12 protein-coding genes are annotated in these 13,165 nt (G+C 66.6%); 5 read left to right on the forward strand and 7 right to left on the reverse strand.

Translation table 11 applies throughout. The features are described from left to right. Positions 1-38: 38 nt before the first annotated feature. A complete protein-coding gene (locus P2Q66_RS09015; protein ID WP_275727388.1) occupies positions 39-1,490 on the forward strand; it encodes an SDR family NAD(P)-dependent oxidoreductase in 1,452 nt (483 codons plus the stop codon). Positions 1,491-1,506: 16 nt separating this feature from the next. After that, on the forward strand, positions 1,507-1,992 hold the full coding sequence (locus P2Q66_RS09020; RefSeq protein WP_275727391.1) for a pyridoxamine 5'-phosphate oxidase family protein: 486 nt from the start codon (positions 1,507-1,509) through the stop codon (positions 1,990-1,992). A 19-nt stretch (positions 1,993-2,011) separates the two neighbouring features. Here the strand turns inward: P2Q66_RS09020 and P2Q66_RS09025 are convergent, their stop codons facing one another. The 3 genes from P2Q66_RS09025 to P2Q66_RS09035 are packed head-to-tail and all read right to left on the reverse strand — an operon-like array spanning position 2,012 to position 5,403. After that, entirely contained in the window at positions 2,012-2,863 is an 852-nt protein-coding gene (locus tag P2Q66_RS09025; RefSeq protein WP_079596102.1) for a transglutaminase family protein, read from the reverse strand. Continuing rightward, positions 2,860-3,786, reverse strand: a complete 927-nt coding sequence (locus tag P2Q66_RS09030; protein ID WP_079596101.1) for an alpha-E domain-containing protein — start codon at positions 3,784-3,786, stop codon at positions 2,860-2,862. Before P2Q66_RS09030 ends, P2Q66_RS09025 begins: the two co-directional genes overlap by 4 nt. 60 nt (positions 3,787-3,846) lie before the next feature. Further along, on the reverse strand, positions 3,847-5,403 hold the full coding sequence (locus P2Q66_RS09035) for a circularly permuted type 2 ATP-grasp protein (protein WP_079596100.1): 1,557 nt from the start codon (positions 5,401-5,403) through the stop codon (positions 3,847-3,849). 113 nt (positions 5,404-5,516) lie between these two features. Here P2Q66_RS09035 and P2Q66_RS09040 point away from each other — a divergent pair, with 113 nt between their 5' ends. Next, positions 5,517-6,572, forward strand: coding sequence for a putative sulfate exporter family transporter (locus P2Q66_RS09040; RefSeq protein WP_275727395.1), 1,056 nt, complete (start codon positions 5,517-5,519; stop codon positions 6,570-6,572). 34 nt (positions 6,573-6,606) lie between these two features. Continuing rightward, complete coding sequence (gene pepN / locus P2Q66_RS09045) at positions 6,607-9,243, forward strand: aminopeptidase N (RefSeq protein WP_275727396.1); 2,637 nt, start codon at positions 6,607-6,609, stop codon at positions 9,241-9,243. A 10-nt stretch (positions 9,244-9,253) separates the two neighbouring features. Here the strand turns inward: pepN and P2Q66_RS09050 are convergent, their stop codons facing one another. The 3 genes from P2Q66_RS09050 to P2Q66_RS09060 all read right to left on the reverse strand — a co-directional run bounded on the left by P2Q66_RS09050 (position 9,254) and on the right by P2Q66_RS09060 (position 11,586). Beyond that, positions 9,254-10,351, reverse strand: coding sequence for a biotin/lipoate A/B protein ligase family protein (locus tag P2Q66_RS09050; protein WP_275727397.1), 1,098 nt, complete (start codon positions 10,349-10,351; stop codon positions 9,254-9,256). Between the two features lie 97 nt (positions 10,352-10,448). Continuing rightward, positions 10,449-10,706: a type B 50S ribosomal protein L31 gene (locus P2Q66_RS09055; RefSeq protein WP_003802336.1), complete on the reverse strand. Its 258-nt coding sequence runs from the start codon at positions 10,704-10,706 to the stop codon at positions 10,449-10,451. Between the two features lie 145 nt (positions 10,707-10,851). After that, on the reverse strand, positions 10,852-11,586 hold the full coding sequence (locus tag P2Q66_RS09060; RefSeq protein WP_275727399.1) for a TetR/AcrR family transcriptional regulator C-terminal domain-containing protein: 735 nt from the start codon (positions 11,584-11,586) through the stop codon (positions 10,852-10,854). Positions 11,587-11,805: 219 nt separating this feature from the next. On the opposite strand from P2Q66_RS09060, the gene P2Q66_RS09065 reads away from it, so the two are divergent. After that, the gene (locus tag P2Q66_RS09065) at positions 11,806-12,405 is read left to right on the forward strand and encodes a DUF2306 domain-containing protein (protein ID WP_275727401.1); all 600 of its coding nucleotides are present in this window, start codon (positions 11,806-11,808) and stop codon (positions 12,403-12,405) included. Here the strand turns inward: P2Q66_RS09065 and P2Q66_RS09070 are convergent. Beyond that, entirely contained in the window at positions 12,308-13,159 is an 852-nt protein-coding gene (locus P2Q66_RS09070) for an RNA methyltransferase (protein WP_079596094.1), read from the reverse strand. The two genes, P2Q66_RS09065 and P2Q66_RS09070, sit on opposite strands and share 98 nt — an antisense overlap. Positions 13,160-13,165: the final 6 nt, after the last annotated feature.

Below are 13,165 nucleotides of genomic sequence, written 5' to 3' on the forward strand. Positions count from 1 at the left end.
CGCTTAAAGCGGGAGCTCCAGGCTGTAAAATTGGCCTAATGAGCTCCCCCGATCTGACGCCTGAGGAAATCCAGGCCTGCCTCAAGGTCCTGAATACGATCCACGCCTACGACGAGGAGCACCCGGACTACGTCTCGGTCCGGCGCGCCACCGGGAAAATGTTCAAGGCCGTCAAACGGCACCGGAGGGTCACCAAGCGCGACCTCATCGCCGAAGCCGACCGCTCCGTCCTGGCCCAGACCGCCACGGCTGCCCCGGACCGCATCGATGACGAAACGCGCGGCAACAAGCTGGCCCCCTCCGCCACCGGCAAGGTGGCCGGCCACCTCATCCGGTCCCGCCCCTGCTACATCTGCAAGCAGCACTACACCCAGGTGGACGCCTTTTACCACCAGCTCTGCCCAAAGTGCGCCGCCTTCAGCCACAGCAAACGCGACGCACGCACCGACCTCACCGGCCGCCGCGCACTGCTTACGGGCGGCCGCGCCAAGATCGGCATGTACATCGCACTCCGGCTGCTCCGGGACGGCGCCCACACCACCATCACCACCCGGTTCCCGAAGGACGCTGCCCGCCGGTTCGCGGCAATGGAGGACAGCGGTGAATGGCTGCACCGGCTCCGCATTGTGGGCATCGACCTGCGCGATCCCGCCCAGGTCATGGCGCTGACGGATTCGCTGAACGAGGCCGGCCCGCTGGACATCATCATCAACAACGCAGCGCAGACAGTCCGCCGCTCCGGCAACGCCTACAAGCCCCTGGTTGATGCCGAGGACGAACCGCTTCCCGCCGCCCTTGAGCACGCCAATGGCGGTCCGGAGCTCCTGACGTTCGGCCACGCGCACGACAAGCACCCCCTGGCACTGGCGGGCAGCGTCACCGAACATCCGGTGCTCGCCGGTGACGCCATCACGTCGCTGGCCCTGTCCACCGGCTCCGCATCACTTGAGCGGATCGCGTCCGGGACGGCAATCGACGCCGGTGGCCTGGTCCCGGACCTGGCCACCATCAACAGCTGGACCCAGGTGGTGGACGAGGTGGATCCGCTGGAAATGCTTGAAGTCCAGCTCTGCAACGTCACGGCCCCGTTCCTGCTGGTAAGCCGCCTCCGGGAAGCCATGAAGCGTTCCACGGCACGCCGGAAGTACATCGTGAACGTCTCGGCCATGGAGGGCCAGTTCTCCCGTGCCTACAAGGGGCCGGGCCACCCGCACACCAACATGGCCAAAGCGGCGCTGAACATGATGACGCGGACCAGCGCCCAGGAGATGCTGGAGACCGACGGCATCCTGATGACCGCGGTGGACACGGGCTGGATCACCGACGAACGCCCGCACTTCACCAAGGTCCGGCTTATGGAGGAGGGCTTCCACGCGCCCCTCGACCTGGTGGACGGCGCCGCCCGCGTCTACGATCCCATCGTGATGGGTGAGAACGGCGAGGACCAGTACGGAGTGTTCCTCAAGGACTACAAGCCGAGCCCCTGGTAGGCGTAAGCTCGGCGCCATGAACGCCGAGCGCGCCTCCACTGACGAACCCTCATCCCCCGTCGAGAACCTCGAACACCACGAATGCTGGGCGATGCTCCGGACCGTGTCCGTGGGACGGCTCGCCGTCCTGGTGGACGGGCGCCCGGACATCTTCCCCATCAACTACGCCGTGGACGGCGGCACCCTGGTGTTCCGCACCGGCGAAGGCGCCAAGCTCTCCGGTGCATCCGGCGATGCGGCTGTGGCACTTGAAGCTGACGGCGTCGATTCCGCCACCGGCCTGGCCTGGAGCGTGGTGGTCAAGGGCACGGGCAGGGTGGTCACCGGGACGGACGAAGTCCTGGACACCTCGCAGCTGTACTTGTTTCCCTGGCAGGCCGGCCGTAAGGACGCCTTCGTGCGGATCACCCCGGACTCCGTGACCGGGCGCCGCTTCAAGGTAACCGAGCCGCTGACCTGGTGGACCCAGCTCAGCGGCTCGGTGAAGACCGCGCCGGAATAGGCGGGCCGGAACCAAGGGTTCAGGCGAGCTGGGTGATCTCCACGCTGACGCTCAGGGCGGACCCGCCGCCACCGGACAGGATGCCCTTCAGCGGCGGCACGTCGCGGTAGTCACGGCCCCTGGCCACGGTGACGTGGAAGTCGCCCGCGGGCTTGTGGTTGGTGGGGTCCCAGCTCCGCCAGTCACCGTCCCACCACTCGAGCCAGGCATGGGACTGCCCCGCCACGGTCTCGCCGATCCCGGCGCTGGAGCGCGGGTGCAGGTAACCGGAGACATAACGGGCAGGAATGCCGCAGCTGCGCAGCGCTCCGATGGCCAGGTGGGCCAGGTCCTGGCACACGCCCTGGCGCTGGCCCCACGCCTCTTCCGCGTTGGTGGTGACGGCAGTTGAACCGGACATGTAGGTCATCTCGCCGCGCATCCACGAGAACACGGCCAACGCGGCCTCGTGCGGGTTCTTGCCGGCCACCACCTTGGGAATGATGCCCAGGACTTCGTCCCCGGGGCCGCTGAGCCGGGACTGGGGCAACCAGTCGCTGAACGTGTTCAGGGTCTCCGGCGAGGCGAGGACGTCCCAGCCCACAATGTCGGATTCGGACGGAATCTTCTCCGCCCGGTGCACCTCCACCGTGATGTTGGACACCACCTCAAGGTGCTCGTGCGGCATCTGCATGTCGAACGCCGTGACCCTGGTGCCCCAGTAGTCACGGTAGGTGCTCACCGCCGCCTGCGACGGCGAGACCTTCACGACGGACTCGAGGACCACCTGCTGGGAATCGGTCAGCGGGGTCATCCGGGCCTCGTTGTAGGACAGGGTGACACGCTTGTTGTACTTGTACGCCGTCTTGTGCACGATGCTCAGCCGGGTCATGAAACTTCTCCCACCCAGGCCAGTTCGTCCGCCTGATTGAAGTACTTACGGGAAATGGCGTCCGAGGCCTGGGATACGGCCTTCTGGACCCGTTCCATGTGTTCGGGCAGCTCGGACATGAGGTCGTCCGTGCGGTGGAACTCAAGGAAGGTCCTGGCCTGGCCCACGATCCGGCGCGCATCATTGATGAAGCCCACCCGCTGGGCGGAGGGGTCCAGCTTGGCGAGGCATTCGTCGGCATCGCGCAGGGCGTAGACGATGGACCGCGGAAAGAGGCGGTCCAGCAGCAGGAACTCTGCGGCGTGCTGGTCGCCGAAGGCGGCCCGTCGGGTGCGCAGGAAGGACTCATAGGCGCCGGCGCAGCGGAGCATGTTGACCCAGGACATGCCTGCGGACAGGACGTCCCGGGTGGAGAGCATGCGTGCGGTCATGTCCGCCCGTTCCAGGGAGCGGCCCAGCACCAGGAACAGCCAGCTCTCGTCATGGCTGACCGTGGTGTCCGCAAGCCCGCTGACCATGGCGGTCCGTTCGAGCGTCCAGTTGCAGAAGCGGTAGGTTCCCACCACGTCCTTGCGGTGCTGGCTCAGCCCGTAGTACGTGGTGTTGAGGCTCTCCCACAGGCCCGAGGAAACCGTCTCGCGGGCACGCCGGGCGTTCTCGCGGGCCGCGCCCAGGGAACCGGCGATGGACGTGGCACTGGTCTTGTCATAAGCCAGGGCGTGCAGCAGTTCCGGCAGGCCGAAGTCCTCGCTCTGCGGCCGGGCGCCCATGACGGCCAGGAGCTCCTTGGCCACGCTCTTGCGTTCGTCCATGGGCAGGTGGTTCAGCCGCTCCAGGTGCACATCAAGGATGCGGGCGGTGCCATCGGCCCGCTCCACATAACGGCCGATCCAGAAAAGGGATTCGGCTATACGGCTAAGCATTCTCGGCTACCTCCTGCGGGCCCGAAACGGGAAAAGACATTTGCCGGATCACGGTCCGGGTCACTGCTGCTGCTCCGACTGGCGGTCCCGCCAGTTGCTTTCCACAGGCCAGACAGACACGCGCTCACGCACGGAAATTGAGGGCCGGGGAACGGTTTCCACCGGCACCTGCGGCGAGTCGGCGAGCACCCAGGTGTCCTTGGACCCGCCGCCCTGGCTGGAGTTCACGATTAGGGAGCCTTCCTTCAGCGCCACCCGCGTCAGTCCGCCGGGCAGCACCCAGACGTTGTCGCCGTCGTTCACTGCGAAGGGACGGAGGTCAACGTGGCGGGGGCCGAACTTGTCACCGCTCAGGGTGGGAACCGTGGAAAGCTGCAGGACGGGCTGGGCGATCCAGCCGCGCGGGTCACCGATGATCCGCTGCCGGAGCGCGTCCAGTTCGTCGTTGGAGGCGTCGGGGCCGATGACCAGTCCCTTGCCGCCGGAACCGTCCACCGGCTTGACCACGAGTTCGGCGAGGTTGTCCAGGGTGTACTCCCGGGCTTCCTTCTCTTCGAGGCGGAACGTGTCAACGTTCGCGATGATGGGCTCCTCGCTGAGGTAGTAGCGGATCAGGTCAGGAACGTAACTGTAAACCAGTTTGTCATCCGCTACGCCGTTGCCCACGGCGTTAGCGATGGTGACGCCGCCGGCGCGTGCGGCGTTGACCAGCCCGGGGCAGCCCAGCATGGAGTCGGCCCGGAACTGCAGCGGATCGAGGAAGTCGTCGTCGATCCGCTTGTAGATGACGTCCACGCGCTGCTCACCGGCCGTGGTGCGCATGTACACCCGGTTTCCGCGGCAAATGAGGTCCCTGCCCTCCACCAGTTCAACGCCCATCAGGCCTGCCAGCAGCGTGTGCTCGAAGTAGGCGCTGTTGAAGACGCCGGGGGTCAGGACGACGACGGTGGGATCGTCCACGCCGGCAGGCGCGGTCTTCCGCAGGGCCGAGAGCAGCCGGCGTGGGTATTCCTCCACGGGCCGGATGAGCTGCTGTCCGAAGGCTTCGGGAAGGCCCTTGGCCATGGCCCGCCGGTTCTCCAGCACGTAGCTGACGCCCGAGGGAACGCGGACGTTGTCCTCCAGGACACGGAACGTTCCCGCAGCATCCCGGACCACGTCGATGCCGGAGATGTGCACGCGGACGCCGCCGGCGGGTTCAAAACCGTGGACCTGCCGGTGGAAGTGTGCGCTGGTGGTTACCAGCTGCCGGGGAATCACGCCGTCGGACACCACGGTCATCTTGTCGTACACGTCGTTCAGGAACGCTTCCAGCGCCCGCACCCGCTGGGCGACGCCCCGTTCCAAGACATCCCATTCCGCGGCAGGAATAACACGGGGGACGATGTCCAGCGGGAAGGGCCGCTCCTCGCCGGCAAAGTCGAAGGTCACACCGCGGTCCAGGAACGTGCGCGCCATCGAATCGGCCCGGGCACTGACATCGGCCAGGGAAAGCTTGCGAAGGGCGTCCGCCACCTGCCCGTAGGAGTCCCTGGCTTGCTGCCCGGGGGCGAACATCTCATCGTAGGCTCCGGTCCGGCCGGCGGCCTCGGAGTATTCCTGAAAAAGGTCTGACATGCCCAATAGCCAACCATCTTTTTGTTTCGAATTCATTACTGCCGTCCCTTCTGGCGTGTTGGCGCAGCGGCACGGGTTCGTGCATTCCGGGCCTTTTCCGGCACAGTAGGTGAGTGCCAGTCAGCAGAAGCCTCCCAGTGCCGGGTCCGGGCAACCCCCGCCGCGCTGACCGGCTGCTTCCCGGACTGGCCACGGCAGCCGCCGCACTGGTGGCCGCCTTCCTTGTGCATTGGCTGGTGCCGGTCCTGCCCGCCATGACGTTGGCCGTGGTGCTGGGAGTCCTGGCGGCCAACCTGCCGGCAGCCGGCGTGTGGACCGCGGGCCGGGCACGGCCCGGCCTGGATTTTGCCGGTAAGCACCTAATGCGCGGCGGGATTGTCCTGCTGGGCCTGAAGGTCAGCATCATGGACGTCCTGGGGCTGGGCTGGCTGGCGCTGGCACTGATTGTAGGCGTTGTGGCTGCCAGCTTTGGCGGGACCTACCTGATTTCCAGGCTCTTCCGGCTTCCCCCGGTCACGTCGCTCCTGGTGGCCACCGGATTCTCGATCTGCGGCGCATCCGCCATCGGCGCCATGGCGGCCGTGCGGCGGATCCGCCACGTGGACACCGTCCTGCCCGTGGCGCTGGTGACGCTCTGCGGAACCCTTGCCATTGGCGTCCTGCCGCTGTTCGTCCACCCCCTGCAGCTCACAGCCCCGGTCTTCGGCGCCTGGATCGGCGCCTCCGTGCACGACGTCGGCCAGGTGGTGGCCACCGCGCAAACCGCGGGGACGGCCGCACTGGGCATCGCCGTCGTGGTCAAGCTCACCCGGGTGCTCCTGCTGGCACCCGTGGCAGCCCTGGCCGGAACGCACCAGCGCCTCACCGTGCGGACTGACGCGGACACGGACGGAAGGCATACGAAACTTCCGCCGGTGGTGCCCCTGTTCGTCCTGGGATTCGTGGCCATGGTGGGGCTCCGGTCCACAGGCTGGCTGTCGGAGGACTGGCTCGAGGCGGGGGCCGCGTTGCAGGACGTCCTGCTCGGCGCCGCGCTGTTCGGGCTGGGTTCCGCGGTGCGCATCCGGACGCTCCTGCTGACCGGCGGGCGTGCACTGCTGGCCGCGCTGGCGTCCTGGCTGCTGATCGCCGTGCTGGGCCTGGCGGCGGCCCTGCTGATCGCTGCCTGACATCCGGGCACCCGGCCCGTGATTAGATAGCCCGGTGTCAAATGAGAATCTGCGCCGCGATGAAGCCGCTGAACGTTCTGCCCTGATCAGCACCGCCAGCTACGACGTGTCGCTGGACGTGCGGCAGGCGGCTGACCCGGACGTTGCCGGCTACACCAGCCGCAGCGTCATCACCTTCACCGCGTCGGAGCCCGGTTCTTCTACCTTCCTGGACTTTATTGGCAGCAGCGTCCACAGCGTGGTCCTCAACGGCATGGCGCTGCCCGTGGAGGACGTGGTGGACGGCGCACGCATCCGGCTGGACAACCTGCAGTCCCGGAACCAGGTCACCGTCACCGGAACCGCCCTGTACAGCCGGTCCGGCGAGGGCATGCACCGGTTCGTGGACCCGGCAGACGGGCAGTGCTACCTGTACACCCAGTACGAGCCGGCTGACGCCCGCCGCGTTTTTGCCAACTTTGAGCAGCCGGACCTCAAGGCAAGATTCACCTTCCACGTCATGGCGCCCGCCGGGTGGCAGGTCGCCTCCAACGGGGTGGAAACCGCCCGGACGCTCCTCACCAGCGATCCGGCCACCGCACGCTGGGACTTTGCCGCGACTGAGCCGATGTCCACGTACATCACCACAGTGCTGGCCGGCCCGTACTTCAAGGCCGAGGACCGCTGGCAGGCCACGCTCGACGACGGGACCTCCCTCGACATCCCGCTGGCCCTCTACTGCCGGGCGTCCATGGCGGAATCCTTCGACGCGGAACAGCTGTTCACGCTGACCAAAAACGGCCTGGACTTCTTTAACCGGCTGTTCGCCTACCCCTACCCCTGGGGCAAGTACGACCAGGCCTTCGTCCCCGAATACAACCTCGGCGCCATGGAAAACCCCGGCCTGGTGACGTTCACAGACAGCTACGTTTTCACGTCCCGTGCCACTGACGCCCAGTACCAGGGCCGCGCCAACACGCTCATGCACGAGATGGCACACATGTGGTTCGGGGACCTGGTGACCATGCAGTGGTGGGATGACCTCTGGCTCAAGGAGTCCTTCGCCGACTATATGGGCACGCTGGGCGTGGACCAGGCCACTGACTGGAATTCCGCCTGGGTCAGCTTCGCCAACAAGCGCAAGGCCTGGGCCTACCTCCAGGATCAGCTGCCCACCACGCATCCCATCGTCGCGGACATCCCGGACCTCGAGGCCGCCAAGCAGAACTTCGACGGCATCACCTACGCCAAGGGCGCCTCGGTACTGAAGCAACTGGTGGCCTACGTCGGCTTTGACGCGTTCATCGCCGGCTCCCGCGAGTACTTCCGCAAGCACGCCTACTCCAACACCACCCTGGCGGACCTCCTGGAATCCCTCAGTGCCTCCTCCGGGCGGGACCTCACCGGCTGGGCGCAGCAATGGCTGCAGACCTCAGGGATTTCCACCCTTTCGCTGGACATCGCCGCCGGCCAGGGGAACGACGACGGCGTCCTGGGCGACGTGCGCATCGTTCAGGACGCTACGGATCCGGTCACGGGACGTAACGAGCCGCGGCCGCACCGGCTCCGGGTGGGGCTGTACGACGTCGACGGCGAAGGGGCGCTGGTCCGCACGGGGAGCGTGGAAACCGATGTCAGCGGTGCCTTCACCGCTGTGCCGGAGCTGTCAGGAAAGCCACGGCCCGCACTGCTGCTCCTCAATGACGACGACCTGACGTACGCCAAGGTCCGGCTGGACCCGGTGTCCCTGGCAACCGTCCTGGCATCGCTGGACAGGATCTCCGACCCGATGGCCCGCGCCCTCTGCTGGACTGCGCTCTGGAACTCCGCAAGGGACGGCGAAAGCCCTGCGGCGCGGTATGTGGACGCGGTGGCTGCGTTTGGGCCGGCGGAAACCGGCATCGGCGTCCTGCTGAACATCCTCGAAAACGCCTGTACCGCCGTCGAACGCTACACACCGGCCCCCGGACGGGAAGCCGTCCGGACCTCCTTCCTGGCAACCGTGGCGGCGGAACTGGACCGGGCCGTCCCGGGTTCCGACCACCAGCTCGCCTGGGCCCGGACCCTCGGCACACTCAGCAGGCACGACGGAACCCTGGTGCCCCGGCTTAAAGGCCTCCTGGACGGCTCAGCCCCGGTGAAGGGGTTGGCGGTGGACGCCGAACTGCGCTGGCACTTCTGGCATGCACTCGCGGCCAACGGCCAAGCGACCGTAGCGGAACTCGACGCCGAGCTGGCACGGGACACCACGGCGTCAGGTAGGGCGGGGCATGCCACAGCGCTCGCTGCCCGCCCGGAGCCCGGGGTCAAGGCCGCGGCTTGGAAGGAGGCTGTCCACAGTGACACGCACTCCAATCAGCTGCTCAGCGCGACGATCAGCGGTTTCACCACGGCACCGGCTGCGCTGCTGGAGCCGTATGTGGAACCGTACTTTGAGCGCCTGCTGGATGTGTGGGAGGGCCGCAGTATCGAAATCGCCAGCCGGATTGTCCGCGGCCTGTTTCCTCTGGACCAGGACCTGGCGGAAGGGATGGAGCCTGCGGAGCATCCGGTGCTCCGCAGGACCGACGAGTGGCTGGCGGCCCATACCGATGCTCCGCGGGCCCTGCGCCGCATCATCGTGGAGCAGCGCAGCCATCTGCTGCGGGCACTCACGGCGCAGGCCGCCGTCGTTGGTTCACCTGCTCCCTGACCTCGGGCACTCAGGGGACCCGGTGGAGCCACTCCTCCCTGCCGAACTTGGCGGCCACCCTGTCGCTGGCTGCGGCCAGCTCCGCCTCGGACAGCTCTGACGGGGTGGCGCCGTACCGTTCGGCAAACACGTCCATCATTGCCGCGATGATGGCAGTCCGCGCCAGGCCGGTCTGCCGGCGCAGCGGATCCACCCGTTTCTTGGCACTGCGGGTCCCCTTGTCGGACAGCTTCTCCTTGCCGATGCGCAGGACTTTCACCATCTTGTCCGCGTCGATGTCATAGCTCATGGTGACATGGTGCAGCATCCCGCCGTTGGCAAGGCGCTTCTGGGCGGCGCCCCCGATCTTTCCCTGGTCCGTGGCGATGTCATTCAGCGGTACATAGAAGGCCGTAATGCCGAGCTTCTCCAGGGCGGCCATGACCCAGGCGTCCAGGAACGGGTAGGAATCCGCGAAGCTGATGCCGTCCACCAGGGTCTGGGGCAGGTACAGCGAGTAGGTGATGCAGTTGCCGGCCTCCATGAACATCGCTCCCCCGCCGCTGATGCGGCGGACAACCTTGATGCCGTGCTTCGCCACGCCATCGGGATCCACCTCGTTGCGGAAGGACTGGAAGCTGCCGATCACCACGGAGGGTTCCTCCCAGTCCCAGAACCTCAGGGTGGGATTGCGCCGGCCTGCGCCCACTTCCTCGGTCAGGACCTCGTCAAGGGCGACATTGATCTCGGTGGGCAGAACGGTGGGGCCAATGATGTTCCAGTCATGGTCCGCCCACGACGTGGCCTTGGCCAGGGCACGCCGGACGGTGATCGCCACGGCGTCTGCCGAAAAGCCGAACAGGGCGGCATCAGCCGGAAGCGCGGCAGTCACGGCCTCGGCAAGCTCGGCGGCGGGCGTTGCTTCCGGCAGGCCGGTGAGGGCCCGGTTGATGTCCAGGAGGGCCTCGTCGGGTTCCAGGAAGAAGTCACCGCTGATGGAGACGTCCGCCAGTGATCCATCGGCGACGGCGAGGTCTGCCACCACCAGTTTCCCGCCCGGCACCTTGTATTCGCCGTGCAGGCGTTCGGTTGCGGCAGGGTGGGTTTCAGGAAGCGGAGGGTGCGTCATGCCATCCATCCTGCCGCAGAAGCGGCGTGGCCGTTAACGCGGAAAGCCCGCACCGTTGCCGGTGCGGGCTTTCGTCATGAAGCTTGGGCGAAGTGGATTACTTCTTGCCGCCGAAGCCCTTGAAGCGAGCGTTGAAGCGCTCGACGCGGCCTGCGGAGTCCATGATGCGCTGCTTGCCCGTGTAGAACGGGTGGGACTCGGAGGAGATTTCGACGTCGATGACCGGGTAGGTGTTGCCGTCTTCCCACTCGATGGTCTTCGAGGAAGACACGGTGGAGCGGGTCAGGAACTTCGTGCCGGAGGCCAGGTCGTTGAAAACAACAGCTTCGTACTTCGGGTGGATATCAGACTTCATAATGGGACCTTTGTTCAACGCAACTGGATTTTGCCAGTTGCCAGGTATGAATGGGATGGCTGCGGCTGCTGCAGCCGAGGCTGAAAAAGCAGGACAACCAGCTATCAATCATAGCGGATGCCGGCGGGCCTGACGAACCGCGCCGCTACTCCCCGGGCGGGAGGGAGCGCGGGGACGTCCAGCCTTGGGCGTGAAGCTGCTCAATGCCGTCCAGCAGCAGGTCAAGGGCGAATTCGAACTCAAACTGGTCGTCGCAGCCGTAAGCAACCACGGTGCCTCCATCATGGGCTCCGGGCGCCGCGACAGCGGCAATATTCGGGTACAGCCTGGCCATCTGCCGGATCATGGCCAGCTGCATGTGGGGCGGGACGTCGGCGGCTTGTTCCGCTGCCGCGGGTTCGTCAAACAATTCCTGCGTGAAGCCCCACATGCGCCCGCCCAGTGCGTGCAACGCGTGGTGGGTCAGGTCCGCAGACAACCCGCCGGCCAGGAATATCCCGGTGAACGAGTCCATGTAATCGAGAACGGCGGGGGTCTTCGATGTCCTGGTTTCGATGACGCGGCGGGCCCAGGGGTGCTGGCGGAGCGTCGTCCTGGCTGAGAGCACGCGCACCCGGACGGCCTCCTTCCATGGAAGGCCCGGCGGAGGAGGTGCGATCTCTTGAATGATGGCGTCCACCATGCCGTCCAGCAGTTCTTCCTTGTTCGCCACGTGCTTGTAAAGGGCCATAGGCACCACACCCAGCTCCCCGGCGAGCCTGCGCATGCTCAATGAATCCACCCCGGCCTGGTCCGCCAGCAGGAGCGCAGCGCGAAGCACCCGTTGCCTGCTAAGCGGACCCCTGGGTGCCCGTGCAGGCCGTTCGTTGAGGTCTGTCATATCTTCCCGCCCGTAATAGCCATTGACAGGTGTACAGCGTACACCTAGATTTGGTCGCAGAACGGGTGTACGCCGTACACCTCGACGCGGCAGCTGCGGAAAGAAGACGAGACATGGCGACTCAATCGATAGCGACTCAGGCGCAGGCAGGCAGGTTAGCTGGTACCGGCAGGCCTCATCTTTGTCAGCCTCATCCCCGTCATTTTCGGTTCCCTGCGCATGGCCGAGTTGACCGGGGGCGCTCCTGTTACGCCTGCCAATGCGCGGTTCTTCGCCTCGCCCATACCCGTGATGGTGCACATACCCGCTGCCATTCTCTACAGCCTGCTGAGGGCGTTCCAGTTTGTCCCCGGCCTGCGCAGGGGACGCTCCGGCCGTACCGCCTGGCACCGGGCAGCCGGCGTTGTCCTGATACCCGCCGGCCTCCTGGTGGCCCTGTCCGGCCTGTGGATGGCCGCCTTCTACGACCTTCCACAGGGGGACGGCCCCGCACTTTTCATCCTGCGCCTGATCTTCGGAACCGCCATGCTTGCCAGCATCATCCTGGGGGTGAGGGCCCTCGCCAGGCGCAGGTATCAGCACCACGGGGCGTGGATGACCCGCGCCTACGCCATCGGGATCGCAGCCGGGACCCAGGCTCTCGTATCGATCCCGTGGATGGTGCTCGCAGGCCAGCCCGGCGAGGCAGGGCGGGCACTGCTCATGGGTGCCGGGTGGGTCATCAACGTGGCTGTGGCAGAGTATGCAATTCGGCGGCGGAGGCTTGGGGCCGCGCCCGCAGCTCCCAGAAGGCCACAGCAGATGCGGCAGCAACGTTGAGCGAATCCACGCCATTGCGCATGGGGATCTTGACGGCGAGGTCGACGGCGGCAAGTGTTTCGGCGCTCATGCCGGCACCTTCCGTGCCGAGCACCAGCGCCAGCTTGTCCGGGTTCCGGGCGGCAACCACATCCACGTCCTGGGCGTCCGCCGTCAGCTCCAGGGCGGCAACGGTGAAGCCGTGGTCCTTGAGTACCTGGAGGTCTGCCGGCCAGCTTTCGAGGCGTGCCCAGGGGACCTGGAAGACGGTGCCCATGCTGACCCGGACGCTGCGGCGGTACAGGGGGTCCCCGCAGCGGGGTGAGACCAGGACGGCGTCGATGTCCAGGGCGGCGGCGGACCGGAAGATGGCGCCCACGTTGGTGTGGTCCACGATGTCCTCCAGGACTGCCACCCGGCGCGCGCCCGCCAGCAGTTCGGGCAGCGGCACGGGGGCGGGGCGGTGCATGGCGGCCATGGCGCCGCGGTGCAGGTGGAAGCCGGTGATTTCCTCGAGCAGGGCTGCCTTCCCGATGAAAACCGGAACGTCGGGGTATGCCTGGAAGACGTCGTCGAGGTCTGCAAGCCATTTCTCGGCCAGGAAGAACGACCGCGGCTGGTGCCCGGCCGCCAGGGCACGGCGCAGGACCCGGGAGGATTCAGCGATGTACATGCCTTCGCGTGGTTCCCGGAGCTTCCGCAGGTGCACATCGGTCAGTGTGGTGTAGTCGCCCACCCGGGGATCATCGGCGGACTCTAGATAGTGGAACGTCACCGGGCG

This window comes from Arthrobacter sp. Cr_A7 (assembly GCF_029222765.1).
Lineage (GTDB): Bacteria > Actinomycetota > Actinomycetes > Actinomycetales > Micrococcaceae > Arthrobacter.